Here is a 25,799-nt window from a genome sequence, read left to right on the forward strand (position 1 = left end):
GCATGCGCCTACTGCTGATTGAAGACGACGCCGATCTGCGTGATGGCGTCCGCACTGCTTTGAAATCGGAAGGTTATACGCTCGACTGCCTGGCTGATGGACGTCAGGCACTGCATGCGCTGCGTCACGAAGTTTTCGATCTGGTGTTGTTGGACCTGGGTTTACCCGGCCTGGATGGCCTGACGGTGTTAAAGACGCTGCGCTCAGAAAGCCAACAAACGCCGGTGCTGATCCTCACCGCCCGCGATGCGGTAACCGACCGCATTGCCGGCCTCGACAGTGGCGCTGACGATTATCTGGTCAAACCCTTCGATATCACCGAGCTGAAGGCCCGCATCCGCGCGCTGCTGCGACGCAGCGCCGGTCGGGCCGACAGCAGCCTGACCATTGGCGAGCTGCGCATCGAACCACAAAGTCAGACGGTCTACTTACAGGACCGGGCGATCACCCTGACTCGCCGTGAATTCGCGCTGTTGCATGAATTGGCGAATCAGCCCGGTCATGTCTTTACCCGCGACCACCTGCAGCAACTGCTCTACGGCTGGGATGACGATGTTGAAAGCAATGCGCTGGAGGTTCATGTGCACCATCTGCGCAAGAAGCTGTTCCCGGGCCTGATTCGTACCTTGCGCGGTGTCGGTTATGCCCTGGATAAGGACGCCCGCTTGTGATTCCCAATGCCATCCGTACCCGAACCCTCGGTGCTGCGCTGTTGTTGCTGGTTGTAGTCAGTTCGCTGATCGCCTGGAGTAGCTTTAATGATGCAGCCCATGAAGTTGAAGAACTCTACGATGCCCATTTAGCGCAACAGGCGCGATTGCTGGGCAATCTGGTATCGGGGCTGAATCGAACCTCGCTCAGTCAGTTCGAGAAGTTGCGCCTGCTGAGCACCCTGGAGACGCTCAGCGCGCAAGCCGACCCACGTCAGGGACATCCTTACGAGAGCAAGGTGGTGTTTCAGGTCTGGTTGGATCAGCAGTTGATTCTGCGTTCGGTCAATGCCCCGTCGGAACGGCTGACCGATCTCACCGGTGGCTACGGTGAAGAACAGGTTGAAGGCCAGCGCTGGCGCGTTTTTGTATTGCCCGATACCCAGAGTGAAGAACGCATCATCATCGCTGAGAGGCAGGATGTCCGGGGTGAGCTGGTGGAAAACATCGCCTGGCGCAGCCTGATCCCCGAATTGATTGGTCTGCCCCTGCTGGGCCTGTTGCTGTGGTGGGCCATCGGTTATGGACTGAAGCCGCTGGCACAACTGGCTAATCAGATTCGCCAGCGTGACCGTCGTTCACTGGAGCCTTTGTCACAAAACCACCTGCCGGCCGAGCTGGAACTGATTCAGGACGCCATTAATCATCTGCTGCTGCAGTTAAAACAGCGGCTGGAGCGCGAACAGCGGTTTATCGCCGATGCCGCCCACGAACTGCGTACGCCTTTGTCGGTACTTAGTCTGCACACTCAGAATGCGCTGGGCAGTCAGGATGAAACGGATCGGCACAACGCTTTGCAGTCACTGCATACCGGCATAGAACGCACCACGCGCATTGTGTCGCAACTGCTGACACTGGCTCGGCTGGATCCGGATGACCGTCCGCCGAGCCAGCTAATTGATCCTTTAGCGGTCAGTCGCCAGGTGCTGGCCGACCTGGCGCCGCTGGCTTGGCGAGACGGTGTTGAGTTGCGTTTAACCAATGACGACGCAGGCGAACCCTGGCAACTGTCCGTTGAAGCCGGCAGCCTGGAAATACTGCTGCAGAACCTGATCAGCAATGCCATTTCCCATGCAGCAGCGGGACTGCGGATTGAGATTCAGTGGCGTGCACTGGGCAATGGACTCGAATTAAGCGTTCAGGACCATGGCCCTGGGGTGAGTGACGCTGAGAAGCCACAGCTGATGGAGCGTTTCTATCGAACGGGTGGCACGGCCGGTGCTGGCCTGGGGTTATCGATTGTGGCGCGGATTGTTGAGCGGCATCAGGGTGTGGTGCAGCTGGACGATACTCCCGGCGGGGGCTTAATCGTCCGTATTCTCTGGCCACAGCGTCGGGTAGTCGCGCACTAAACGGCCATAGTCGCCATTGTCTTTCAAATGCGCCAGACCGGTATTGAACTGTTCGATAATGGCTTCGCCGGCTGCGGTTTTGGCGGCAATCAGATAATGACGGCTGCGTTGAACCGGTGTTTTGGCCAGATGGAAAGCGTCGGGGTCCAACTCATTCACCTGCGCCTGAACTTCCCACTGCAGATTATTACTGAGCAGAAAATCGACTCTTCCGGCCAATAACATGCGAAAACAGGAGGTGTACTGCGGCGCATCGACGACCTGAATTATCCCTGCCGCTATGCCGTCGCGAATTACAGCAGGCAATCCCCAGCCCTGAGCACGGCACAAAGCCATGCCCCGTAACGACTCCACGGATTGGTACTCCAAGGGTTGAGACGCCCGGCTGATAATGACGGTATCCACGTTCATAAACGGATCGGAAAACAGCATTTCAGTTTCGCGCTGGTCGGTATGAACGTAAGGAAAGGTGGCGGCAAAGTCGCCATTGAGTGTGGCCCGATAACCACGCAGCCAGGGCTGAAACCGAATATCGACGGTCTCACCGGTGGCGGCAAAGGCGGCCTGAACCAGCCGTGAGCTGAGCCCGCCGTCGGGAAGGTTTTGATCGGTAAAGGGCGGATAGTCATTACCGGTTACCAGCCGGACTTCCGCCCGGGCTGTGACCGTAAAGGCCATCACCAGGATGGCCACAAGCGCGGTTTTTAACGTCAAGGTGTTACTCACTGCAGAGCAGAAACTCCAACAAGGCTTTTTGCGCGTGCAGACGATTGCCTGCCTGCTCCCAGACAACCGAACGTGGGTCATCCAGCATATCCAGGCTGACTTCTTCGCCACGGTGGGCTGGCAGACAGTGCAGGAAGATCGCAGCCGGATCGGCTTTATCCATCAAGGCAGGTGATACCTGGAAACCCTCGAAGGCTTTAAAACGCGCTTGTGCTTCTTCTTCCTGGCCCATGCTGGCCCAGACATCGGTAGTGATCAGATGCGCGCCTTCCACCGCTTCGGCCGGATCGCGCAGGATACGCACCCGATCACCGGCTTCGTCGAGCAGCGACTGCATTGGCTCATAACCTTCCGGGCAGGCGACGTTCAGTTGGAAGTCATATTGGCGAGCGGCATTGATATAGGAGTTGCACATGTTGTTGCCATCGCCGATCCAGGTAACTGTCTTACCCTGAATCGGGCCGCGGACTTCATGATAGGCCTGCATATCGGCCAGCAGCTGACAGGGATGGTAGTCATCGGTCAGCGCATTGATGACCGGAACCGAGGAATAGTCAGCAAAGGTGGTGACCTTGTCGTGCTCGAACGTCCGGATCATCACCGCATCGACCATTTGTGACAGCACTCTGGCACTGTCTTCGATCGGCTCACCACGCCCTAATTGAGTGTCTCGTGGCGACAGGAATATAGCGCCGCCGCCGAGTTGAATCATGCCCGCTTCGAAGGAAACCCGGGTTCGGGTCGAGGATTTCTCAAAGACCATGCCCAGCACGCGGTTTTTCAACGGTTCATAGCGCGTTCCGCGCTTGAACATACCTTTCAGTTCGATGGCGCGTTCGACCAGATGCCGAAGCTCGTCCGTGCTCAGGTCGTTTAAGGTAAGAAAATGCCGGACCGACATGCTGTTTTGCCTCTCACTTATCGTTATGGGTCGCGGCCGCTGATGCGGCCCGGAGCGGGAAAACCGTCCATGATACTTAAGCAGCTGAACAGCAGCAATGCACCCTTGCTTCTCTGCGATTCAGTGTTGCCATGGTATCCATTGAAAAGACTCTGCCCATCCCCATCTGCACGAAGACGGAATTGGCGTACAATAAACGCCATGCATTCCACTTCTCATTTCAATATGGACGCAGCAAGATGAGCGACGAGACCCTCAATACCATTAAAGACCAAATCGCCAGCAACCCCGTGCTGCTGTACATGAAAGGCAATCCCAATCAGCCCATGTGCGGCTTTTCTGCGCAAACCGTGCAGGCGGTAATGAACTGCGGTAAGCGTTTCGCTTATGTCGATATTCTGTCTAATCCGGATATCCGCGAAAAACTGAAAGAATACGCCAACTGGCCAACTTTCCCGCAGCTGTGGGTTCAGGGCGAGTTAATTGGCGGCTGTGATATCGTCACTGAAATGGCCGGCAACGGTGAGTTGCAACAGTTGATCAATGAAGCTGTGCCGGAAGACGAAACCAACTGAGCCAACAGGCCCGGTGTTATGCCGGGCCAATCCCCCTTCCCTGCCATGACCCAATTCCCCGACCTCACCGACGACGAACTGCTGCGCTACAGCCGTCATATTCTGCTGCCCCAAGTGGATATTGCCGGTCAGCAGCGACTTCGCAATGCCACTGTTTTGGTGGTGGGTGCTGGCGGTTTGGGCAGTCCTATTTTGCTGTATCTGGCGGCAGCCGGCATCGGTGAGCTGCGCATCGCCGATGGCGACACCGTCGACGAAACCAATTTGCAGCGCCAGATCGTCCATACGTCTGACCGCGTTGGCCAGGCTAAGACACACAGCGCCGCTGAGACCTTGCGCCGCTTAAACCCGCACTGTCGCTTGGTGGAAATTAACCAGTCGCTCGATAAAGACGGCCTGCGTCAGTGGGCGCAAGGTTGTGATCTGGTGGTGATCGGTACCGACAGTTTCGCCAGTCGTTATGACGCCAATGAGGTTTGCATCGAGCTGGGATTACCGTTGGTCAGTGGTGCTGCCCTGGGTATGAGCGGCCAGGCCACGAGCTTCGATGTTCGCCGCGCCGACAGTCCCTGTTTTCGCTGTCTCTATCCGGATGGTAAGGATGGTGAGCTGAGCTGTTCAACCTCGGGCGTACTGGGGCCCTTGGTGGGGTTGATCGGCTCCATTCAAGCCACCGAAGCGCTCAAGCTGTTAGCTGGTTTTGGTGAGCCGCTGGTCGGCCAACTGCTGACTGTTGATGCGCTCGACCTCAGCGTCCAGCGCTTCCAGTTCAAACGCAATCCCGACTGCCCGGCCTGCTCCAACCGCTTGACCTAAAACAACTTCACTGGCGTACTAAAGCCATCCATATCGCCGCTGGGAGCCCCTTCATGAGCACGCAACACAGTGATGGCAGCAGCCTCAGCAACCACTTCATCGTCGCCATGCCGGATATGGCCGATCCCTGGTTCAGCGGCACCGTCTCTTACCTGTTTCAGCACGATGGTGATGGCTGCATGGGCTTGGTCATCAACCGCTTAACGTCAATGAAACTGGGCGATGTGTTCGACTCCCTCGATATCGAATGCGACGACCCGGATTTGTGCGACACCCACGTCTACTCCGGTGGCCCGGTGATGCCCGAACATGGCTTTATCATCCATCACTCCAAGGAAGGTCCCTGGAGCAGTACGGTGAACAACGGCTATATCAGCATCACCACCAGTCCCGATATTCTGGAAGCGATCGCCCGAGGCGGCGGCCCCAGCGATTATCTGGTGTGCCTGGGCTGTTCCGGCTGGTCGCCGGGTCAGTTAGAGGGCGAACTGAAAGGCAACGCCTGGCTGACCGTGCCAGGTGATATGGGGCTGATTTTCGAAGAAGGCATCGAAACCCGCTATGACGCCGCGCTAAAACGGTTGGGCGTCGACAAGATGTTTCTCAGTGACAGCGGCGGCCGCGCTTAACGGCCACCCGCCGCTGGATCATCAAAGCTGTGCCAGACGCATCAGGTCGGCTGAAATTCTGTCGGTCGGCAACTCACTTTTGATCAACACCCGCGTTTTTCCTTCGGCGTCGAAGCCATAAACGGCTGAGCTGTGGGAGACATTGTAGAAGCCGTTCTCATCGGGCTCGCCATAACCGTAAGTCGCGCGCATACGCTTATTCAGATTCTCCAGTTGACGCTGGGTACCGGTCAGGCCGATAAACTGAGGGCCAAAGGCAGAGGTGTAGTCACGCAGGCGTTGGGGCGTATCGCGCTGAGGGTCGACGCTGACGAACAACACCTGATAATCATCCTGCTCATCGGCCTGCAGTCGGTCGATGGCGCGCGACAGACTGGCCAGCGTCCCCGGGCAGATATCCGGGCAATTGGTAAAGCCAAAGAACAGCAAGGTCGGCTGGCCGATGTAATCCGACTCACTGACCGCTTCACCGTCTTCGTTGATCAGATCGAATTCCAGGTCGGGCATGACCCCGGACAAATCCGTGCCCTCCCACTGGATTTTTTCATCGCCACAGGCGCTCAGTAGCCCAAAAGCCGTAACGATCAGTGCGACGGACTTCCACAATGGCTGCATTACATCGTTCTCCTTAAGTGGTTATCAGGCGGTGACTGGTCGACCGGACGCATGCAACAGGCGTCGCAACACAATCAACATAGTCAACACGGCCATCATGCCGGGCGGAATCCAGGTCAGGATGCCACCGAGTAACTGGTCGTTCATCGGGTCGATCGGCCAGGCGCGGCCACAGACATCATAGACATCGAACAGTGGTTCGCGACTGGTCGCTATATAAGCGCCTAACCAGAGTTGGGGAATGGTGACGAACCAGATCAACAGAATGCGTTTGCCAAAGCCCAGGGTGCGCGCTTGCTGCGGATGACGCGGATCGAGAATCAGCCACCAGAACAGCATGCCTTCCAGCCACATGCTCCAGTTCATTGCCAGATAGTACTGCTGATCCAACATGGCGCGGAAATGGATGCCTGGCTCAAGCCAGAAGAAAATCAGCCCGAAGAAGAGCACACCGGCGATCAGCGGATATTGAACGATGGCGTAGGCCCAGCGAACCGGTGCTGATTGCAGCAGATTACCCAGCAAGCGGCGGGAGCGACCTTCCGGGACGCCAGCGGCGAGCACACGCCAGGGATTGGCCAGACACAACAGAATTGGTGCCAGATGGTGCAGCACCAGATGCTGACCCCGATGAATAAAGAACATGAACTGGGCGTAATAATCGAAACGGGTATGCAGAACGGTATAGGCCAGCAGCAATCCCAGCCAGAACAACAGCTGACGTCCAGGATGCTCACCCTGCCCGGCTTTTTTCAGCGCCTGAGCGCCACGCACATAAAGCACGGCCGCGGTGCCAAAGAACACCACGGCCAACCAGGAAAATTCATAGGGAAGTACAAAGTTCAGGACGTCAGTAATCACAGTAACCGTTCCAGCGGGCCGAAGAGGCCACTCTAGCAGGCCCGCTGTTAAAAGATAAAACGTCTTTGCATGAGGCTCAGACGTTATCGCCCAATTTCAGTGCACGCAGACGCAACGCATTACTGATCACCGAGACTGACGATAGACTCATCGCCGCCGCCGCCAACATGGGTGATAACAGCGCACCAACGAAAGGATACAAAACCCCCGCCGCCACCGGCACACCGAGGCTGTTATAGACAAAGGCGAAGAACAGGTTCTGCTTGATGTTACGCAACGTTGAACGGGCCAGCTTACGCGCCCGCACCAGCCCAACCAGGTCGCCCTTGATTAAGGTAATACCGGCGCTTTCGACGGCCACATCGGCGCCCGTGCCCATGGCAATACCGACGTCAGCGGCGGCCAGAGCCGGCGCATCGTTAATGCCATCGCCGGCCATGGCGACTTTACGACCCTGAGCGCGCAGCTCTTCGATCAGTTGTTGTTTGCCTTCTGGCGTGACGCCAGCGCGAATCTCATCAATACCCAGTTCGCGAGCCACAGCCTGAGCGGTGGTTTCATTATCGCCGGTCGCCATCACTAGGTGTACGCCCTGCTTCGCCAGCTGTTGGATGGCGTCGGCGGTGGTTGCTTTGATGGGATCACGAACCGCCACCAGACCCGCCAATTGACCATCAACAGCGACAAACATCACCGTCTTGCCATGCTCACGCAGTGATTCCGCAGTTTGCTGCAACGGCGCCAGATCGACTTCGCGCTGCTTAAACAGCGCCGGATTGCCCAGCCACAGCTCGTGGCCTTCCACGTCACCGACCACACCCTGGCCGGTGATCGATTCAAAACGGGAGACATCAACCGGCTCTACACCTTCGTCCCTGGCGCCAGCCACCAAAGCGTCGGCCAGCGGATGCTCGGAGCCACGTTCCAGACTGGCCACCCAGCGCAATACTTGCTGGCGGTCCTGACCATCGATCAGTTCCACATCGGTCAGTTTGGGGCGGCCTTCAGTCAGGGTGCCGGTTTTATCAACCACCAGGGTGTCGATCGCCGCAAAGCGTTCCAGGGCTTCGGCGTCTTTGATCAGCACGCCGGCCTGAGCGCCACGACCGGTGGCGGTCATGATCGACATGGGTGTCGCCAACCCCAGCGCACAGGGGCAGGCAATGATCAGTACCGAAACGGCAGCCACAATGGCGTAGACAAAACCGGGCTCAGGCCCCACCAGCGACCAGACCACAAAGGCGATCAAGGCGATGGCGACTACGGTCGGTACAAACCAGGCGGCAACACGATCGGCCAGACCTTGAATTGGCGCCCGTGAACGTTGTGCCTTGGCAACCATCTCGACAATTTGCGACAGCACAGTGTCATCACCGACACGCTCAGCCGTCATCACCAGGCTGCCCTGCTTGTTGAAGGTGCCGCCGGTCAGCGCGTCGCCAACGGCTTTTTCCACCGGGACCGACTCACCGCTGATCATCGACTCATCAACCGCCGACTGCCCTTCGGCGACGACGCCATCGACCGGAATGCGATCGCCAGGCCGCACCCGCAGTTTGTCGCCGCTGCGCACCTCATCCAGGGGTACTTCTTCGTCCTGACCATCGGCCTTGATGCGTAGCGCAGTCTTTGGCGCCAGATCCATCAGCGCTTTGATCGCCGAGCCAGTGCGTGCGCGGGCTCGCAACTCCAGCAACTGGCCGAGGAAGATCAAGGCCACGATCACCGCCGAGGCCTCGAAATAGACCGCTACCTGGCCGCCGTGCTGGCGGAAACCAGCCGGAAAGGCGCCCGGTATCAGCGTTGCGATCACGCTGTAACCATAGGCAGCGCCGACACCGAGCATGATCAGTGTCCACATATTGGGACTGCGGTTAATAATCGAATGCCAGCCACGCACAAAGAACGGCTGGGCCGCCCAGAGCACCACGGGCGTGGCCAGTATCAACTCTATCCAAATGGCCAGGCGCTCGCCCAGCCAGTCACGGAATGGCAAACCGGCCATGGAGCCCATGGTCAGAATCAGCAACGGTACGGCCAAGGCAACACTGACCCAAAACCGGCGGGTGAAATCGATCAGTTCAGGATTGGGTCCGGTGTCGGCTGCGCCAGGGTTCATCGGCTCCAGCGCCATACCGCATTTAGGGCAGGTACCCGGTCCTTCCTGCACGATTTCCGGGTCCATCGGACAGGTGTAGAGCGTGCCTTCCGGCATGGGATCCGGCGCCGGCCGATCACCGAGGAAGCTTTCAGGTTCGACTTTAAAACGCTCAGCGCAGCGTTCGGAACAGAAGAAAAAGCGCTCGCCCTGATGGTGTTCAACGCCCGCAGCGCGAGCACGTTCGACGGTCATGCCGCAGACCGGGTCTGCCGCGGTCAGGTAATCTTCCGGGTTCTTCTGAAAACGGTCGCGACAGCCTGGACCGCAAAAACGGTAGGTCGTGCCCTGGTAATCGGCTTCAGGTTTGTCTGCTTCGGGATCGACCGTCATGCCGCAGACCGGGTCGCGGGTCATGACGGAGGAATGGTCGTGATGGCAACTCATGGAAACCTCCTCGATCGGGTTATCAACTGTGATCGAGGCTAAACCTTGACGCAACTGGAAGGTCAAGCGCCAGCGATGGCCTCGCGATAATGACGTCGACACATGGATACATAACGCTCGTTGCCGCCAATCACCACCTGATCGCCCTCGGCAATGGCGCGGCCGTTCTCATCCAGGCGCGCCACCATACTGGCCTTGCGGCCGCAAAAGCAGACGGTTTTCAGTTCGGTGAGTTTGTCGGCGATGGCCAGCAAGCGTTCAGAACCCGAGAACAACTGGCTGCGAAAGTCGGTGCGAATGCCGTAACAGAGCACCGGTACGTCATCGTCATCCGCCAGGATCGCCAACTGATCCACCTGTTCATGGGTCAGAAACTGGGCTTCATCGACCAAAATACAGTCGGCCGGTCCGGCTTTATGGCGGTACCAGTCGAGCAGATCGGTATTGGCATCAAAGCAATCGGCGGGTTGTTCCAGGCCGATGCGCGAATGGATCACGCCCTGGCCATAGCGGTTGTCGATACGGGCGGTCAGTAACAGCGCCTTCATACCGCGTTCGCGGTAGTTGTATTCCGACTGCAGCAAGGAGGTCGATTTACCGGCGTTCATCGCCGAATAGTAAAAATAAAGTTGAGCCATGGGCGGCGTGTCCGCAATGGGTGATTAGGAGCTTGCTGGTTTCAAAGCCGGCAGTGGTTCGCAATAATAGCCGCCACTGTCTGACTCGGGAAAGCCCTACCATGCGCATCATTTCGTTCAATATCAACGGCATACGTGCCCGCTTGCACCAACTCGAAGCCCTGCGTCAGTTGCAGGATCCCGATATTCTCTGTCTGCAAGAGATCAAAGTTCACGACGATATGTATCCGCATACCGATGTCGAACAGGCCAGCGGTTTGAGCTCGGTCACCTGGGGCCAGAAAGGTCACTTCGGCGTGGCGACACTCAGCCGCACCGCCCCGCAAAGCGTCGAGCGCGGTTTTCCCGATGACGAAGACGATGCCCATCGGCGCATGTTGATCAGCCGCCATGCGCTTGCCGACGGCCGCACGCTGACGGTGCTGAACGGCTATTTCCCCCAGGGCGAAAGTATTCACCACGAAACCAAATGGCCGGCCAAGCGACGCTTTTACGCCGACCTATTGGCTTGGTTGGAGAATAACCTTACCCCGGATGATCCGGTGATTATCCTCGGCGACTTCAATATTGCGCCAGTCGATGAAGATTTGGGTATTGGTGAGAAGAATGTCCAACGCTGGCTGCGCGAGGGCAAGTCCGCCTTCCAGCCGGAAGAACGCGCCTGGTTCGAGAAGCTGCGCGCCTGGGGTCTGACCGACAGCTACCGCCATCTTTACCCCGATAATAACGAATGGTTCAGTTGGTTCGACTACCGCTCCAAAGGCTTTGAAGACACCCCGAAACGCGGCCTGCGCATCGATCACCTGCTGGTCAGCGCCCCCCTGGTTCCGTTAATTCGCGGCGCCGGCATCGATTACGACATTCGCGGTATGGAGCGGCCTTCCGACCATGCCCCGGCCTGGCTGGATCTGGATTTGAAACTCGCATAATGTCTACCTCGTAGACATTACCATTCAAGGCGATGCGCTGAATGCAACTGAACACAGAACGCCTGCGGCTCCGACCCAGAAGCCTCGTTGATGCAGAGGATTGTTATCAGCTGGACCAACAGCCCGGCGTTCTGGATTACGTTTCTGGCCCCTGGCACGACCCTGACGCCCATCGTGCCTTTATCCATCAGCGCACGGTCCAGGATTATGGCGAAGGACTGGGCTATTGGGTGGTATCGCTGGCCGGCGAGCCCGATCAGTTTTTAGGTTGGGTATTGCTGATACCCGTCGATGGGATCGGTCCGGAAATTGAAATCGGCTGGCGAATGCTGCCTAGCAGTTGGGGGAAAGGCCTCGCCAGCGAAGCGGCAAGAGCGGTATTGAACCACGCCTTCGACCATCTACGACTTGAGCGCGTGATTGCCGAGATACATCCTGGTAACCAGCGCTCCAAGAGTGTGGCCCGTAAAATTGGCATGATCAGCACCTTGCAGCAGCCAGGCGACTATGAACGTTTTGAAATTGATCAAGTCCAATTCTTCAATCTATAACGTCTACACGGTAGTCATATAAAGCGATCTGTGCCCCTAGAATGCGCTCTCCAGCAGAGTTTCCAGGAAAAGGCTCCCGATGGAGCCTTTCAAATGTCTGAGATTTTAGCCCGCGACGCTGTCGGCAAATTCCTGTAATGCCTCGTTTTCGAACCGGTAGTATTGCTTGACCGTTAACAGGTGCGCACCGATAGCGTTATAGAACTCCCCTGCCTTGGGGTTGTCCGATTCCGCCGTCCAGTCCAGGCGCGAGCAACCTTGCTGCAGCGCAAGCCGGGCCAGATATTTCATCAGGCGCTGCCCCACTTTCTGGCCACGGGCACGGGCGGCGACATACAGATCCTTCATATACATTTGTCCCGACAGACGCATGACCGGATACATAACCGTAAAACTGGCAAAGCCGAGCATCTGGTTACCCTGGTAAGCCGCGACCACCCGAATACCGCTATAGTCAGAAAACATTCGCTGGCGAATATAGTCTTCCAACTGGTCCAGTGAGTAGGTTACCGGCTCTGTTGAGTAGTACTGATACTGCTCCAGCAACAGAGGCGCCAGCTGCGCAGCCTCTGTTGCAGTGACTGGTCGAATATCGAGCGCTTTGCTCATCCATCCATCATCCGTTTGGTTATCTTGTCTTCGCCAGCCGGCCCTTTGAGCAAAGCCGTTATTGGCCTCAGAGCGTTTCGACGCTGAATCCCTGTTCACTCAGGGCGGTGGCGTGTTCTTTATCGGTAACCACCGCTGTGGAAGCTTTCTCAGCGTCAAAATAGCCTTGAGCGACTCTGGCCACATCGGTTGGGGTGACCGACAGCAGCGCCTCACGATAGGCCTTGCGGTACGCATCTGTCCGGCCAAATAAGCGATTCTGGAACGCCTGCTTGGCTTCGCCGGCCGGAGAACCGGGCTTATCCATTGAGCTGACCACACCCAGAATGGCCGATTCCACCTGCTCGGCCGTCGCGCCCGTTTCGCGAACCCAATCGATACTGGCGCGGAAGTCGTTCAGCGTGCCGTCGATACGTGGATCGCGATAGGAGAAGAAACGGAAGGTGCCGGTATTGGAATCGTGGCTGGCACCGCCGCCATAAGCACCGCCCTGCTCACGAATGGTGCGATGCAGATAGTTATCGCGCAGCACGCCCGCCAAAACAGTCAGTGGCGCGGAATCCTCATGTTCCGGCAACACCGTCGGGTATGCCATGGAGCAGAAGTTAACCTGAGTATTTACCGCCCAGGCCAGGCGCTGCTCGGCGGCATTGACCTTGGCGGTCTGATCCGGTGCCGACAATTGCTCAGTACGTTGTGCCAAACCATAGCGTTCGCTCTGCTCTGCCAGACCATCCAGTTCGGCCGGTTCACCCACCAGAACCGCGAGTGCGCGTTGGTCAGAAAGCTTGGCATGCAACTCACTTAAGCCGGCCAGCCATTGGTCAAAGGCAGACTCATCGGCTTTGAACGCTTTCAGCCAGCTCTTCAGACGACGAATGGCCGGCAAGCCGCTCATGTCATAGGTCAGGCCATTAGCGTAGCTATGGAAGCTGCCCGCGGTCTGCATCGCCAAGCCATGGCCTTGACCGGTCACACTCTGCTCGCGGCGAGCGCTCAATTGGGTCAACAAATCGCGAATGCGGGTTTTCTCGTCGAACCTTGGTGAGGTCCAGTGCTGCGTCAGAATCTGCGTCAGTTCATCGAAATGGCGAACCAGAGCGCGGCCGGACAACACCAGATAACCAGCTACTTTATCAACGCTGTCGAGCGGACTGCGTAACTGGCTATAGACACTGACGCTGCCGGTACGGGCGGCCTGCCATTGCTGCATGCCCAGATAGTCTTTATCGCCGGCGCCGACTTCGGTCAGCAAGGCGGTGTATAGCGGCAGCAAGGCGAGTTCGTCTGAGGTCAGTTCTGGCAGCGGCAAATACCACTGCTGGTAACCGAGCCCATTGGTGCCTGCCGCATAACGAGTAATGGCGCCTTCGGAGTGCGGCGCAAGGCGTTTAACGTCCGGTTTGACATCGGCCAGGGTCACCTTGGGTAACTGGCCGGCGTCATCCGCTTCCTCCTGACGCGCTTTCAGCGCCAGCGCCTGGTCGACGATGGCCTGTTGATCGGCTTCGCTCAGGCTCTGCTGAATGCGGTCCAGTTTGGCGCGTTCGTTGTCGAGCTGGTGCTGATGCAGATCGGGGTCGGGACGCAGTGTTAAGCGAACCCGGTGTACGTTATCGAGCAGCAGACGGTGAATCAGGCTGGGAATGTAGTCCGGGTCTTTGGCCAGCTCGCGCAACCGCGCCAAGGCTGGATCGATATCCAGAGAGTCCATTACCGAACCGCCGTGAGTGGCGGCGCCGACCACGCTGAAAATCAGTTGCATGCCGTATGGCATGCCGTCGCCGGTCACTTCACGTTGCGACAATTCCAGCTGATGCAGCATGGCTTCGACGTCTTCGGTGGCAACGCCTTTATTGGCGACCTCGGTCAGCGTATCGACGACCAACTGCTCAAACTCAGCGGCTTTTTCCGGCTCACTGCCCTCCAGACCACAGACAAACATCATCTCGCGGTTAGAGTCTTCCAGGCCGCACATGGGCGATGGATTTGACCCCAGATCGGTATTTTCCAGCGCATGACGCAAGGGTGAGGCGCTGTTGTCGAGCAGGACGTCGCTGAGCAGGTGCGCTTCCAGTTGTGCAAACAAATCGGTTGATTCTCCGAGTAACCAACCATAGACGTGATGCGTCTTAGCACTGAGGTCATCGCCCTCGGCAGCATAGGCGTCTTCGACCCGCAAAATACGGTTGAATCGACGTTCCAGCGGCACCGACAGCTTGTGATCCAGCGCTTTGAAACGATGCAGCGCCTGCTCATGAATGCGTTCCTGGATATCGGCCGCGGGACGATCGCCAAAGGTGAAGAAGCTGGCATTGCTCGGGTGGTAATGCGTCTTGTAGAAGGCTTTGAGCTGGTCATAGCTCAAATCGGTAATCGCTTCGGGGTCACCACCGCTGTTGTAGTGGTAGGTGTTGTACGGAAAGAGGTAATGCTTGATCGCCTGATACAGCTGGCTGACCGGCGAACTCATGGCGCCTTTCATCTCGTTGAAGACGACGCCTTTGTAGATCAGCGGTGTGCTCGGATCGGTCGCTTCGGTGAACTCCAGACGATGGCCTTCCTGGCGGAAGTCCAGTTCGTTGAGGTTGGAAAAGAACACAGCATCCAGATAGACCGACAGCAGGTTCTCGTAATCCTGGCTGTTTTCGCTGGCGAACGGATAAGCGGTCCAGTCGCTGCTGGTCATGGCGTTCATAAAGGTATTCAGCGAGCGCCGCGTCATCATGAAAAACGGATCGCGTACTGGGTATTTTTCACTGCCACAGAGGGCGGTGTGTTCCAGAATATGAGCGACGCCAGTGGAGTCCGTCGGCATGGTGCGCAAGGCCACCATAAAGACGTTTTCCGGGTTATCGCTGGCGATATGGAAATGATCGGCGCCGGTCTGGCTGTGCCGATAGTGTTCCAGCGTGACGTTCAGTGAGTCGATACGACGGCTTTCTATGTGCTCAAAGGAGCGATGCGCGGTGGCGGTCATAAAAGAGTCAAACCTTGAATATTCAGCTACCCATAATGGGGTTCTGCAACGGTAGCGCAAGTCCCGGAAAACGGCATAGAGTGAACCAATTATCGGCAGTCCGCCCTGCTACGCTTTCATGCTCACGCAGATTCCGTAGAATACCGGCCCTTTTCGGGGATGTGAGGTCGAGATGTCTGAATTTATGCAAGGTCAACGCTGGCTGGCGGATGGCGAACCCGAGTTGGGCCTGGGCGTGGTACAAAGCGTTGACGCCCGTACCGTGACGCTGCACTTTCCCTCAGCCGAAGACGAGCGCTGCTACGCCTTGCGTGAACCGCCGCTGACCCGGATTCGCTTTGATGTTGGCGACAGCATCGAAAAACGCGGCCAGGGTGAAGTGGAAGTCGTCGCAGTACACGAGCTGAAGGGTTTGCTGGTCTATGAAACGGCCGATGGCATGGTGCCGGAAAGCGAACTGGCTGACCATATCGACCATGACAACCCGCTGACCCGCCTGTTAACCAGCCAGACCGACCACCCCAACTGGTTTGCCTTTCGTTCTGCATTGAGTAATGGCCATCAGGCGATCTGGAATCAACATCTGAACGGCTTGCTGGGTACTCGATCCAGCCTGTTGCCACACCAATTGTACGTCGCTTATCAGGCGACCCAGCAGACCCGGGTTCGGGCGCTGCTGTCTGACGAAGTGGGCCTGGGTAAAACCATTGAAGCCGGCCTGATTATCAACCGACTGCGTCAACAAGGTCGTGCCTCGCGTGTGCTGATCGCCGTGCCGGACGCCTTGCAGGCGCAATGGCTGGTTGAATTGGTGCGTCGTTTTGCCATCCAACCGGAGTTTTATCAGCACAGCGATCACGACTTTGGCCTCGGCCAGGTGCACCTGGTGCCCCATTCACTGCTAGCCAACGACGAAGAAATGACCTGGGTGACGGCCTCGGATTGGGACATGTTGGTGGTCGACGAAGCCCATCATTTGGATATGACGCCGCCCACTGAGGCTGCGGCCGAATCGTCCTGGCTGACCATTGCTCAGCGCTCCCCTCACCTGCTGTTGCTCACTGCCACGCCGGAACAACTGGGCCAGCAGGCGCACTTTGAGCGGTTGCAATTGCTCGATGCCTCGCGCTTTGCCAGCTTTGAGCAATATCAGGCCGATGAGAGCCACTTTTTAGCCTTGTCGGACCTGGCGTTAGCACTGGACCAAAACAAGATTGATGACGACCTCATCCAACAATTGCAGACGTTGGGCATTGAATGGCATGACGACCGCCAGCGCGCCTTAAATGAAGTGCTTGACCGTCATGGTCCGGGCCGAGTCGTGTACCGCAATACCCGCCGCGGCGTCAGTGGCTTCCACAGCCGTCAGGTGGAAGCCCACCCGGCCGATACTGACGCCCAGCGCCGCGCCTGGCTGGTCGACTGGCTGAAACAGCACCGCGATCAGAAAGTCCTGTTGATTGCCCAGGCGGCCGAGGTGGCGCAGGAGCTGGCTCATAGCTTGTGGCACGAACAGGGCATAGAGGCAACGGCCTTTCATGAAGGGCTGAATCTGATCGAGCGCGACCGGGCTGCGGCTCACTTTGCTTCCAGCGAAGACGGTGCTCAGGTACTGGTGTGTTCAGAAATCGGTGGCGAAGGCCGTAATTTCCAGTTCTGCCATCATCTGGTGTTGTGGGATTTGCCCGATCATCCAGATGTGCTGGAACAGCGCATCGGTCGTTTGGACCGCATCGGCCAAACCGACACCGTCCATATTCACCTGCCCTACCTGATCGGTAGCGATGAAGAGCACCGCTTCGAGTGGTTCCATGAGGTGCTCGACTGCGTCGAACAGCATCAGCCAGCAGCGGGCATGGTCCATGCTCAACACAGCGAAACCTGGCTCGCCGATCCGGACGACCTCATATTGACCGAGCAGATTCGCGACGATCTGGAACGTCTCAATGCCGAGCTGGAGCAAGGCCGCGATGTCATGCTCGAACTCAACTCCTGCCGTCAACCACAGGCAGATCAACTCACCGATGCCATTGCCGAGCTGGAGCAACACAGCGCTCTGGATGTGGTTGAACAGGCCGCCAACTTACTGAATCTGCACTTTGAAACCATCAGTGATGGCATTTTTGAGTTGATTCCGTCCGATAAAATGCTCATCCCCATTATTCCCGGCATTCCCGAAGGCGGCGCCCTGGTCTGTTTCGATCGCGATACCGCCCTGGCCCGTGAAGACGTGCATTTTGTTTCCTGGGAACACCCACTGGTGCTGGGTTTGCTGGATCTGGTCAGTGGTTCCCAGTTGGGTCAGGCCAGTGTTGCTTTGCTGGAAACCAAGCAGGTACCGGCTGGCCAACTGTTACTGGAAACCCAGTGGCGTCTGGCGATTCCTGAGCGCAGCGCACACGCACTGAAACCGCATCTCAACGAAGGTCTGCTGCGCACCTTGACGCTGGAGGGCGGTCAAACGGACTTGTCAAAAACCTTGGGACAGGAAGTCCTGCAGGCTCAGGTGAAAACGTTGCCGGTCAAAACTGTGCGCAAATTGATTCAGTCAGCCAAAGAGCGGATTACGCCGATCTTCGATGTTGCCCAGGGGCATGCTCAAAGCCAATTTGAGCAAACACTAAGCCAGGCAAGAAGCTCTCTGGCGGCGACCAATCAGGCGCGGGTGGAACGTTTGCAGTATCTGTCTGGCGTGAATCCACTGGTCACTGAGCAGGATGTTACCAAAGCCCAGATGCAAGCCGAGCTGCTGGATGCGGCCTGGGACAGCGTGGAACTGCAACCGGCAGGCGTGCGCTTGATTCTGTGCGCACCACCGGGAAGTATTTGAAAACGATTTCTCAACCTGCAACATTTACCGGTATTGGCGCTGGCAGCCAAGTGACATCTGGTTTAGGGTGAAACGGACCTTCGCCCAATAAAACAACAAGAAGAACGCCCATGAAGGAAACCGTACTGATCGAACGCCGGGATGCGGGACTGGTTCAGATTATTCTGAACAAGCCAGAAACTGGCAATGCATATGATGACGAACTGATCTGCACTCTGGTTACGGCCTTGGATGATCTGGCCGATGACGACAGCGTGCGGCTTATCTGGCTCAGCGGCCGTGGTGCACATTTTTGCACCGGACCGGATCGCACCTGGTTAACACGTCGTCAACACGCTGGCCGGGCAGAACACCAGCAGGATGCCGAGCAACTGGCTCGACTGCTGGCAACGCTTTATAACTTCCCCGTTCCTGTGCTGCTCACCGTGCGCGGTGATGTCAACGCTGCCGCTGTGGGTCTGGCCTGCTGCTGTGACCTGGTGTTGGCAACCGAACGCACCGCTTTTTGTATTACCGAATCTTTATTTGGCCAGGTGCCGGCACTGAGCAGTCCCTATCTGATAAAAGCGCTGGGCGAACGCGCGGCCAAATACTATGCACTGACCGGTGAGTCTATTGACGCTTACACCGCAACGCGTCTGGGGCTGGTGCACCGCTTGGTGCCTGCCGAGGAACTGGATTCTGTCGCCGAAGTGTTAGTCAGTGCAATGCTGGCGCGCAGCCTTGAATCGCTGCGCACGACCAAGTCGGTTCTGCATCTGGCAGCGAACGAGGTTTATGACGAGAGTCTGTTGGAAAGCCTGATCGATTGCTCAATTGAGGTTCGTAGTGATCTGACCGTTAACGGCCTGTCGTCGCCTTTGGCACGCGACTAGATCCGTTCCCCTTCCCTATCGAAAGCCTCGAACGGCACCCATTAACGCTCGAGTGCAGCTGCCAGGAAGTCGATCAATTGATTCATGACCTCATCAATAGCGGTATCTTCCCCGATATCGGCCTGAGACATATCCCGCAATACTTCGATGCTCGACATGGTGAAGACACAGGCACCGATAGCGAAATGAATGCGCCAGAATATCTCTCGCGGTGACAGTTCCGGGTGAGCATCACGCAGATAGCTGATAAAACGGTTATAGCTGTCGTTGTAATGGTCTTTCAAAAATCGCCGCAAATGCCCTTGAGCCTGGGTATAGGCAAGGCCAAGCAGGCGCATAAAGACGGATAACTTGTTGGAACTGCTGGATGAGTGCACACCAGTGAGCATGGTGCGAGCCAGGACGCCGAGGACATCATGCAGACTTGGTTGCGGCTTGGTGGCTATCAAAGCAGCCATCTCTTTATCGAGCTTGTTGCAAAACGGCGTCAGGAAACGCGCAAAAACTGCCTGGATCAGGTCCTTTTTCGAACCAAAGTGATAATTGACCGCGGCCAGATTCACCTTGGCTCGCGTGGTGATCATGCGCAATGAAGTTTCGGCGAAGCCTTTTTCAGCAAAGAGCTCTTCGGCTGAATCGAGAATGCGGGTAACAGTGTCGGCTTGGCTCATTGAATGTCGGCCTGATTTCTTGGATGTGTTTAAAACGATCGTTTAAAACAACAATATAACGCAGCACAGACCGGATTGCAGGCCTTTTTTGACGTGTTAAATCAAGGTGTTATGAAAGCGGATTGGCGCCTGTCTTAAAAGCGGCGAGACAGCGTTATCACTGAATGTCAGCGTTCCGTAAGGTGGCATCGCAGAACGAGCGATCTTTGTTGAAAAGCCAGGCAACACCTATATGATGACTGCAGAATAACTAACGGAGGCTAGTCTTATGGCCAACTATCAGAATACCGCCACTCGTTCAGAGTCGGCACTGGCAACGAACAAAGTTTTGCGTAATACCTACGCTTTGCTGTCAATGACCTTGGTCTTCAGTGCCGTCTGCGCCCTCGCCGCTATGGCTGTTGGTCTGCCGCGCGGTGCTTCTCTGCTGATGTCACTGGCTGCAATCGGCATTCTTTGGTTTGCCATCCCACGCAGTGTGAATTCCGGCATGGGCATCGTCTGGACCTTCGTATTCGCGGGCTTGCTGGGTGCTGGCCTGGGGCCGATCCTCAATGCCTACCTGGCCATGTCAAACGGCCCGGCCATCATCGCTCAGGCGTTGGGTGGTACCGCTATCGTGACATTCGGCCTGTCTGCTTATGCCGTCACCACTAAGAAGGACTTCAGCTTCCTGGGTGGTTTCGTCATGGTTGGTTTGATTGTCGTACTGGTTGCCATGCTGGCGAACCTGTTTTTTGCCATCCCGGCGGTCAGTCTGGCGATCTCAGCGGGCGTGGTGCTGTTGATGTCATTGCTGATCCTCTTTGACACCAGCCGGATCGTAAACGGTGGGGAAACCAACTACATCCGCGCGACCGTGTCGCTCTATTTGGATATCTATAACCTCTTTATCCATTTGCTGGCATTGGTTGGCGCTCTGTCCAACGACTGACCAGAGCGATACTGAAAAGGCCGCCTTGTGCGGCCTTTTTTGTGCCTGCTGGGGTATCATGCGCGCATGAAATATCAACTGAACATCTATTCGTCGCCCTGGAACAGCAGCGCTCAGGCTGATGCACTGGCTTTCGCGACAGCGCTGAGTTCAAGCGAACATCAGCTGGTGCGAATTTTCTTCTTTATGGATGGCGTTTATACCGGCCTGAGCAGTCAGGCTCCGGCGAGTGACGAGCCCGATTGGCGCCAGCTTTGGACAACCCTGCAGCAGCGTACTCAGTGCGAGTTGTTGTTGTGTATTGCCGCTTCAGCCAATCGCGGCCTGCTGAACGATAGCGAAGCCCAGCGTCAAGCAAAGCCAGTGACTACCGTTGAAGCTCCCTTCGAACTGGTTGGTTTAGGGCAATGGGCCGCGGGTTTTGGTGACTGCGATCGGGTGGTGAGTTTTCGATGAATACTTTTGAAACACTGATTCTGGTCACCGCACCACCTTATCAGCAGCGACGCAGTGAAGAGATTCTGGAAGCCATCATGAGTCTGGCGCTGTTTGATCGCGACCATGCGGTGATTTTCTGGGATCAGGGGTTGGCCTGGCTGACGCCAGAACAACAGCCGAGCGTGGGTAAATCACTGAGTCGTCAATTGGAGGCTTTACCGCTATACGGTAGCGACGCCCTGTTCTTTTGTCAGCAGCATCGCGCGACGGTACTGGGTGATCAACCGATCGCCGATACCATCGAGCCTATCAGCCTGACGGATATCGCCATGCTGATGCGTCAGTCCCATTACGTGGAGGTGTTCTAATGGCGCTGCTGACCTTGAGCCAAATACCCGACGCCAGGCAGCTGGAGTTATTTAACCTCTGGCTGACGGCGGATGACTGCGTTCTACTCAGCGGTGATGCCCGGCTGATGGTTTGGCAACCCAACCCGATGATTGCCCGGGGTTGCATTCGGCACCAGGACGCCCAATCCATGGCTGGCACAGCGCATCCAGACTGGCTACTGATCAACGATGATGACTGGGTCCAACTGAGCGCTGAGCACTCTCCTTTGGTTCACTGGTAATTAGATAACTCAAGATGACCACCTTCACCACCGATCACCTGGGCTTCCTCAAAGACGCCAACAGTTGGAGCGAAGACTGGAGCCACCAACAGGCTCAGCAACAGGGTCTCAATTTGACCGATGAAGACCTCAACATCATCAAGGCGCTGCGTGACTTCTATTTTCGCTACGACCTGTCTCCGGCTATGCGTCCATTGGTGAAGCATCTGAAAACTGAATTTGGCGCCGAAGTCGGCAATTCCATCTATCTGATGCAGCGCTTCGGCGAGAGTCCGGCACGTATGCTGGCGCTCTTGGCTGGCCTGCCCAAACCGAAGAATTGTCTATGAGTGAAACGCTGACCTTTGCTCAGTTGGTTCGTACCCTGGGGCGTGGCCGCAAAGGCAGCCGCTCGTTAACCCGCGAAGAAGCAAAGTTCGCCATGGAGGAGATCTGGGCAGGTCGGGAAACGCCGGCGCAATTAGGCGCCATGCTGATGCTGATGCGGGTTAAAGAAGAAACGCCGGATGAACTGGCGGGTATGCTGGATGCGGCCCGCTACAACTTGCCGGCCTGGCAAGGCAGGGACATTCGCATTAACTGGCCGGCCTATGCCGGCAAACGTCGTCAGCCGTCCTGGTATGTACTGGCCGCCTGGGCGTTGGCACGGGCGGGATATCCGGTGTTAATGCATGGCGGCGGCGAACATACCGCCGGACGGCAATACGCGCGCCAGGTCTGTGAGGCCTTGGGGATTCCGGTTGCTGACAATTGGCAGCAAGCTCAGCAACTCAGCCTGGACGAGCCATTGGTCTACTGCGCGTTGGAGAGTTTTGCGCCCAAGCTGTCACATATCGTCGATATGAAGGCAGAACTGGGGTTGCGTTCACCCATCAATACGCTGGTACGTCACCTCAACCCGACTGCCGCTGATGTCACTCTTCAAGGCATGTTTCATATGCCCTATCAGGCGATACACCATGAAACCGCTCGCGCTCTGGGAGATACCCGCAACGTAGTTCTCAAAGGCGACAGTGGCGAATTTGAAGTCCGTCCGGATACCGATCAAAGCGTTTTGATGCTAAGCCCACATCAGGCCGAAGAAGTGGCGGTACCTCGAGTACTGGCAAAGCGAGCCGTCCGTCCACCCGAGCCGGATCTGAGCAGTTTAGTCGATACCTGGTCCGGACAGATCAGGCCCGACTATGGTTTGGCCGCCGTCGAAGAAACCATGGCATTGATTCTGATGCTGACGGATGACCTGGACTTGGTTAAAGCTCGCGAACGCGCCCGGGACATCTGGCACGCTCGCTGACTCTGATCACTAAACTGCGTCCCACCCACCATCGGCGGCGATCACCGCACCGTTGATACGGCGTGATTCGTCGCTGGCCAGAAACAATGCCAGATCGGCGATGTCGCTGGCATCCAGAACGGCGGGAATCAAAGCAGCGAATTCCCCGGTTCTGGCGGCACCGACGGCGTCCAGTTTGTCCTGTGGCATGGAATCGGAGATATGGGTCGCTGTGGCTCCCGGCGCAATCAGGTTACAGCGCACCCCGTTTTTGGCATACATCCAGGCGGTGTTCTGACTCAAACCCAGCAATCCATGTTTGGACGCCGTATAAGCAGCACCGGCTGCAGCGCCGTGTTTACTGGCTGTTGAACCGACATTGACGATGCATCCCTGAACTCGCTGCAATTCCGGCATGGCTCGGCGCATGGTGTACATCGGGCCGTAGAGATTCACCCCCAGCACCCGATTCCAGACCTCATCGCCCAGCTCTCCAACACCTTGCATATAGTCCATGATGCCCGCGTTGTTGCAGAGAATATCCAGACGACCAAAGCGATCCAGCGCCGCTTGCACCAGCGCATCGGCTGTTGCCGGATTGGAAATATCACCGGCAACAGTCACCACAGACACGCCGCCGATCTCCATGACCACAGTATCCAATCGATCTGCAGCAATATCACCAATCACCAAGGCCGCACCTTCAGCAGCAAAACGCTGAGCAATGGCTTTGCCCATGCCAGAGCCAGCTCCCGTCACGATCGCCACTTTGTCGTTAAGTCTCATATTGACCTCCTCTTTGCTGTTAGAGGTCAGTATGAGATCACCGGCTTCCCAGCATGCTGATCCGCATCAGTGTTCGCGAGGCTATCTCGCCAAGAAGCTGGCACAGGTTTTGAGATAACAAAGTATCGCCGACACATTTATTGGAGTTGGTGTCCAAAAACGCACTCTTTAGGGGCATCACCACCTGAGCAGTGCGCCAAAACCGTGAAAGAGGAACAGACAATGACCGAGCCTGGAGCTATTGCATTAACTGCCAAGCAACAGCATCTGTTGATGGCGAGTGTGTTTTTTGTCGGAATCTTGTTGCTGCTGGTAGCATCGGCCGTCTTGGGCGCTGCGCTGCTCGGCATGGTTCCGGTAGAGGCGGCCAGCATGGGATTGATGCCACTGATCAGTGGTCTGGCGTCGATTGCAGCGGCGGTTTTTCTGTCGTCTTAAGCGGTATTACGGCCAGCAATCAGGCTGGCCGTTGCTCTTCTTTGTCGATTAATCGACCTTATCCTGCAACACCGTTCCCGCCCAGTTCAGCCGTTCATGCAATGAAACCACTTCACCGACGATCGTTAAAGTCGGCGCTTGAGGTGGGTCCTGTTCAATCATGGCCGGCATGGTGGCCAGCGTTCCAATCCACAGACGCTGTTCCGGCGTTGTCCCCTTTTGTACCAGTGCTACCGGAGTGTCCGGCGAACGACCATGCTGGATCAGCTTGTTACAGATTTTAGGCAGACCGAGCAACCCCATGTAGAAAACCACTGTCTGCTGTGCGGATGCCAGTTCAGTCCAGGGCAGATCCAGGCTGCCGTCTTTAAGATGGCCCGTGACAAAACGTACCGACTGAGCGTAGTCGCGGTGCGTTAATGGAATGCCGGTGTAGCTGGCGCAACCAGAGGCGGCAGTGATGCCCGGCACTACCTGGAACGGAATGCCGTTGGCAGCCAGCAAATCGATCTCTTCGCCGCCTCGCCCGAAGATAAAGGGATCGCCGCCTTTCAAACGCAGCACCCGCTTGCCTTGCTTGGCAAGATCGACCAGTAACTGATTGATGTCCTGCTGGGGTACAGCGTGTTCAGAGCGGCGTTTACCGACGTACAAGCGCTCGGCATCGCGACGTACCAGATCCAGGATCGCTTCGGGCACTAAGCGGTCGTGCAATACCACATCGGCTTGCTGCATCAGCCGAAGCGCTTTAAACGTCAGTAAGTCAGGGTCACCCGGCCCGGCACCGACCAGATAGACCTCGCCCAGTTGCGCTTGGTCCGGCTCATCCAGTTGTCGTTGCAGTTCTTGCTCGGCCTGGGTCAGACGGCCGGCATAGACGTGCTCGGCAACGGTACCGTTGAGGATCTTTTCCCAGAAATAACGACGATCATCGAGGCGCTTAAAACGAGCCTTAACGGCGCTTCGAAACCGCGCCGCCAGCTTGGCGAGCTGGCCATAACTGGCGGGTATGCTGCTCTCCAGCTTGGCCCGAATCGATCGGGCCAGGACCGGCGCCTGGCCACTGGAGGTGATGGCAATGATCAGCGGATCACGATCAACGATGGATGGGAATATGACGTCGCAGAGCTCAGGTGAATCGACAACATTGATCAATACCTTGCGCGCCCTGGCCTGTTCGCTGACGTGACGGTTCAGAGCATCGTCGTCGGTAGCGGCGACCGCCAAGGCCACATCATCAAGATCATCCGGCTGGAAAGGCCGCTCAATGCAGTGGCATTCCGGCCAGGCGCGAATGGCATCGAGGATATCCGGCGCAACGACTTTGAGCTGACAGCCGGCGCGACGCAGCAAGCCGATCTTGCGTAAGGCAATATCGCCACCGCCAATGACCAGAACGGTCTTGTCTTGCAGACGATGAAACAGCGGGAAATAGTGCACGGTCAGCCTCTTTACCAAATCGATAAAAACCCCGGACGAAACCGGG

At 56.9% G+C, this 25,799-nt stretch carries 27 protein-coding genes; 16 read left to right on the forward strand and 11 right to left on the reverse strand.

The window, feature by feature from the left end:
* Nucleotides 1-2 precede the first annotated feature (2 nt).
* Together ACXAE6_RS14755 and ACXAE6_RS14760 are read left to right on the forward strand one after the other, a co-directional pair.
* Nucleotides 3-671 (forward strand): response regulator, encoded by a 669-nt coding sequence (locus ACXAE6_RS14755; RefSeq protein ID WP_475149976.1) that lies wholly within the window; start codon nt 3-5, stop codon nt 669-671.
* Nucleotides 668-2,062: an ATP-binding protein gene (locus ACXAE6_RS14760; protein ID WP_475149980.1), complete on the forward strand. Its 1,395-nt coding sequence runs from the start codon at nt 668-670 to the stop codon at nt 2,060-2,062. The genes ACXAE6_RS14755 and ACXAE6_RS14760 overlap by 4 nt, the downstream gene beginning before the upstream one ends.
* Here ACXAE6_RS14760 and ACXAE6_RS14765 read toward each other — a convergent pair.
* Nucleotides 2,015-2,788: a substrate-binding periplasmic protein gene (locus ACXAE6_RS14765; RefSeq protein WP_475149983.1), complete on the reverse strand. Its 774-nt coding sequence runs from the start codon at nt 2,786-2,788 to the stop codon at nt 2,015-2,017. The two genes, ACXAE6_RS14760 and ACXAE6_RS14765, sit on opposite strands and share 48 nt — an antisense overlap.
* The gene (gene argF / locus ACXAE6_RS14770; protein ID WP_392801077.1) at nt 2,781-3,689 is read right to left on the reverse strand and encodes an ornithine carbamoyltransferase; all 909 of its coding nucleotides are present in this window, start codon (nt 3,687-3,689) and stop codon (nt 2,781-2,783) included. Before argF ends, ACXAE6_RS14765 begins: the two co-directional genes overlap by 8 nt.
* A 239-nt stretch (nt 3,690-3,928) precedes the next feature.
* Between argF and grxD the strand changes: the two genes are divergently transcribed.
* From grxD to ACXAE6_RS14785, 3 genes are read left to right on the forward strand one after another with little or no spacing between them, the layout of a single operon-like run.
* Nucleotides 3,929-4,264 (forward strand): Grx4 family monothiol glutaredoxin, encoded by a 336-nt coding sequence (gene grxD / locus ACXAE6_RS14775; protein ID WP_392801074.1) that lies wholly within the window; start codon nt 3,929-3,931, stop codon nt 4,262-4,264.
* 18 nt (nt 4,265-4,282) lie between these two features.
* Nucleotides 4,283-5,080 (forward strand): HesA/MoeB/ThiF family protein, encoded by a 798-nt coding sequence (locus tag ACXAE6_RS14780; RefSeq protein WP_475149994.1) that lies wholly within the window; start codon nt 4,283-4,285, stop codon nt 5,078-5,080.
* A 53-nt stretch (nt 5,081-5,133) separates the two neighbouring features.
* Nucleotides 5,134-5,709 (forward strand): YqgE/AlgH family protein, encoded by a 576-nt coding sequence (locus ACXAE6_RS14785; protein WP_475149999.1) that lies wholly within the window; start codon nt 5,134-5,136, stop codon nt 5,707-5,709.
* A 21-nt stretch (nt 5,710-5,730) separates the two neighbouring features.
* Here ACXAE6_RS14785 and ACXAE6_RS14790 read toward each other — a convergent pair whose 3' ends face one another.
* From ACXAE6_RS14790 to ACXAE6_RS14805, 4 genes are all read right to left on the reverse strand, one after another.
* Nucleotides 5,731-6,324 carry an SCO family protein gene (locus ACXAE6_RS14790; RefSeq protein WP_475150005.1) on the reverse strand — a complete coding sequence of 198 codons (594 nt, stop codon included), beginning with the start codon at nt 6,322-6,324 and terminating at the stop codon, nt 5,731-5,733.
* 24 nt (nt 6,325-6,348) lie between these two features.
* Nucleotides 6,349-7,185, reverse strand: a complete 837-nt coding sequence (locus ACXAE6_RS14795) for a cytochrome c oxidase assembly protein (RefSeq protein WP_475150009.1) — start codon at nt 7,183-7,185, stop codon at nt 6,349-6,351.
* 76 nt (nt 7,186-7,261) lie between these two features.
* The gene (locus ACXAE6_RS14800; RefSeq protein ID WP_475150014.1) at nt 7,262-9,730 is read right to left on the reverse strand and encodes a heavy metal translocating P-type ATPase; all 2,469 of its coding nucleotides are present in this window, start codon (nt 9,728-9,730) and stop codon (nt 7,262-7,264) included.
* Between the two features lie 62 nt (nt 9,731-9,792).
* On the reverse strand, nt 9,793-10,368 hold the full coding sequence (locus tag ACXAE6_RS14805; protein WP_475150017.1) for a thymidine kinase: 576 nt from the start codon (nt 10,366-10,368) through the stop codon (nt 9,793-9,795).
* Between the two features lie 101 nt (nt 10,369-10,469).
* Here ACXAE6_RS14805 and xthA point away from each other — a divergent pair, with 101 nt between their 5' ends.
* Nucleotides 10,470-11,297 carry an exodeoxyribonuclease III gene (gene xthA / locus ACXAE6_RS14810; RefSeq protein WP_475150020.1) on the forward strand — a complete coding sequence of 276 codons (828 nt, stop codon included), beginning with the start codon at nt 10,470-10,472 and terminating at the stop codon, nt 11,295-11,297.
* Nucleotides 11,298-11,338: 41 nt separating this feature from the next.
* On the forward strand, nt 11,339-11,848 hold the full coding sequence (locus ACXAE6_RS14815) for a GNAT family N-acetyltransferase (protein ID WP_475150024.1): 510 nt from the start codon (nt 11,339-11,341) through the stop codon (nt 11,846-11,848).
* A 105-nt stretch (nt 11,849-11,953) separates the two neighbouring features.
* On the opposite strand, the gene ACXAE6_RS14820 is transcribed toward ACXAE6_RS14815, so the two are convergent.
* Both ACXAE6_RS14820 and ACXAE6_RS14825 read right to left on the reverse strand, forming a co-directional pair.
* A complete protein-coding gene (locus ACXAE6_RS14820; RefSeq protein WP_475150028.1) occupies nt 11,954-12,457 on the reverse strand; it encodes a GNAT family N-acetyltransferase in 504 nt (167 codons plus the stop codon).
* 67 nt (nt 12,458-12,524) lie between these two features.
* Nucleotides 12,525-15,437, reverse strand: a complete 2,913-nt coding sequence (locus ACXAE6_RS14825) for an insulinase family protein (protein WP_475150033.1) — start codon at nt 15,435-15,437, stop codon at nt 12,525-12,527.
* A gap of 172 nt (nt 15,438-15,609) precedes the next feature.
* Between ACXAE6_RS14825 and ACXAE6_RS14830 the strand changes: the two genes are divergently transcribed.
* Together ACXAE6_RS14830 and ACXAE6_RS14835 are read left to right on the forward strand one after the other, a co-directional pair.
* Nucleotides 15,610-18,267: a helicase-related protein gene (locus ACXAE6_RS14830; protein ID WP_475150037.1), complete on the forward strand. Its 2,658-nt coding sequence runs from the start codon at nt 15,610-15,612 to the stop codon at nt 18,265-18,267.
* 110 nt (nt 18,268-18,377) lie between these two features.
* Nucleotides 18,378-19,142, forward strand: coding sequence for an enoyl-CoA hydratase-related protein (locus ACXAE6_RS14835; RefSeq protein WP_475150039.1), 765 nt, complete (start codon nt 18,378-18,380; stop codon nt 19,140-19,142).
* Nucleotides 19,143-19,183: 41 nt separating this feature from the next.
* On the opposite strand, the gene ACXAE6_RS14840 is transcribed toward ACXAE6_RS14835, so the two are convergent.
* Complete coding sequence (locus ACXAE6_RS14840) at nt 19,184-19,813, reverse strand: TetR/AcrR family transcriptional regulator (RefSeq protein ID WP_475150042.1); 630 nt, start codon at nt 19,811-19,813, stop codon at nt 19,184-19,186.
* A 268-nt stretch (nt 19,814-20,081) separates the two neighbouring features.
* Here ACXAE6_RS14840 and ACXAE6_RS14845 point away from each other — a divergent pair, with 268 nt between their 5' ends.
* From ACXAE6_RS14845 to ACXAE6_RS14870, 6 genes are all read left to right on the forward strand, one after another.
* The gene (locus ACXAE6_RS14845) at nt 20,082-20,747 is read left to right on the forward strand and encodes a Bax inhibitor-1/YccA family protein (protein ID WP_475150045.1); all 666 of its coding nucleotides are present in this window, start codon (nt 20,082-20,084) and stop codon (nt 20,745-20,747) included.
* A 66-nt stretch (nt 20,748-20,813) separates the two neighbouring features.
* Nucleotides 20,814-21,203, forward strand: coding sequence for a sulfurtransferase complex subunit TusD (gene tusD, locus ACXAE6_RS14850; RefSeq protein WP_475150048.1), 390 nt, complete (start codon nt 20,814-20,816; stop codon nt 21,201-21,203).
* Entirely contained in the window at nt 21,200-21,553 is a 354-nt protein-coding gene (locus ACXAE6_RS14855) for a DsrE family protein (protein WP_475150051.1), read from the forward strand. The genes tusD and ACXAE6_RS14855 overlap by 4 nt, the downstream gene beginning before the upstream one ends.
* Nucleotides 21,553-21,816 carry a hypothetical protein gene (locus tag ACXAE6_RS14860; RefSeq protein ID WP_475150053.1) on the forward strand — a complete coding sequence of 88 codons (264 nt, stop codon included), beginning with the start codon at nt 21,553-21,555 and terminating at the stop codon, nt 21,814-21,816. The genes ACXAE6_RS14855 and ACXAE6_RS14860 overlap by 1 nt, the downstream gene beginning before the upstream one ends.
* Before the next feature lie 14 nt (nt 21,817-21,830).
* Entirely contained in the window at nt 21,831-22,145 is a 315-nt protein-coding gene (locus ACXAE6_RS14865; RefSeq protein ID WP_475150055.1) for a TusE/DsrC/DsvC family sulfur relay protein, read from the forward strand.
* The gene (locus tag ACXAE6_RS14870; RefSeq protein ID WP_475150061.1) at nt 22,142-23,110 is read left to right on the forward strand and encodes a glycosyl transferase family protein; all 969 of its coding nucleotides are present in this window, start codon (nt 22,142-22,144) and stop codon (nt 23,108-23,110) included. The genes ACXAE6_RS14865 and ACXAE6_RS14870 overlap by 4 nt, the downstream gene beginning before the upstream one ends.
* Nucleotides 23,111-23,119: 9 nt before the next feature.
* Here the strand turns inward: ACXAE6_RS14870 and ACXAE6_RS14875 are convergent, their stop codons facing one another.
* A complete protein-coding gene (locus ACXAE6_RS14875) occupies nt 23,120-23,875 on the reverse strand; it encodes an SDR family oxidoreductase (protein ID WP_475150064.1) in 756 nt (251 codons plus the stop codon).
* A 222-nt stretch (nt 23,876-24,097) separates the two neighbouring features.
* Between ACXAE6_RS14875 and ACXAE6_RS14880 the strand changes: the two genes are divergently transcribed.
* A complete protein-coding gene (locus tag ACXAE6_RS14880; RefSeq protein ID WP_392801013.1) occupies nt 24,098-24,313 on the forward strand; it encodes a hypothetical protein in 216 nt (71 codons plus the stop codon).
* A 48-nt stretch (nt 24,314-24,361) separates the two neighbouring features.
* Here the strand turns inward: ACXAE6_RS14880 and cysG are convergent, their stop codons facing one another.
* Complete coding sequence (cysG, locus tag ACXAE6_RS14885) at nt 24,362-25,753, reverse strand: siroheme synthase CysG (RefSeq protein ID WP_475150069.1); 1,392 nt, start codon at nt 25,751-25,753, stop codon at nt 24,362-24,364.
* Nucleotides 25,754-25,799 lie beyond the last annotated feature (46 nt).

Source organism: Saccharospirillum sp. ABV4_185 (assembly GCF_056159245.1).